Origin of the sequence: Enterococcus canis NBRC 100695 (assembly GCF_001544375.1) — a bacterium.
Classification (GTDB): domain Bacteria; phylum Bacillota; class Bacilli; order Lactobacillales; family Enterococcaceae; genus Enterococcus_H; species Enterococcus_H canis.
This window is the reverse complement of record NZ_BCQJ01000042.1, coordinates 1-706: the sequence shown is the minus strand read 5'-3', so window position 1 is coordinate 706 and position 706 is coordinate 1. Positions and strand designations below refer to the sequence as shown.

At 34.7% G+C, this 706-nt stretch carries 1 protein-coding gene; it reads right to left on the bottom strand.

Annotated elements, in window-relative coordinates:
• A partial coding sequence (locus tag ECA01S_RS13780) for a replication initiation protein (RefSeq protein ID WP_157490308.1) occupies nt 1-581 on the bottom strand: 581 nt, incomplete at its 3' end.
• Between the last annotated feature and the right edge of the window lie 125 nt (nt 582-706).

Sequence of the window (706 nt, the reverse complement as noted above, 5' to 3'; positions counted from 1 at the left end):
AGTTCTTGACGGATAGGCTTAATAACTCGCTTGTCTATATCAGGTTGCTTATAGCTTTTAGGAATATCTAGCAACTCATGAAAATCTTCTTTGGAAAAATAGGCAAAACCTTTCGTTCTAAATTGTTTTAATAACCTAAACATGGTTTTAGAGTAGCTACTTTGTAACTCGTTGAATTGTTGGAGAGAATAACGTACCCACTCGTCTAAATTATTTAACAAAGGCAGAGCTTTTTCGTAAATTCGTATATCTACATAAGGCTCTTCAACGTCACCATTGATTCTAAATTCCGTAAACATCACAAACATATCGTAAGAAAGCCCAGACTCACTTCTACGACCAAAGCGTAACGATAAGATTTTCTCGTACGTTGCCTTTAAATCATCTACAAACCGCACGTTAGCAGTTGCTTTGTAATTACTCAAGTCTTTCAGTTGGTCAAAACTAAAGCGAACAGTTTTATCGCCTTTTTCACGCATTCTGGACACGATAGAGAAAAACAAATTCATTTCAACAGGAGTAAATTTCCGTAAGGGAATCGTATTCAATTCATGATGGTACTTCACAATTTCATTTGCCATGTAATCACCTCAAAATGATTACAAATGACATAATTTAAAAGTCAAGTCATTTATAAAAAGGCATTCAAACAGACAAAATGACCTTCATAAACAGACAAAATGACCTTCAAAAGATTCTGTACCCC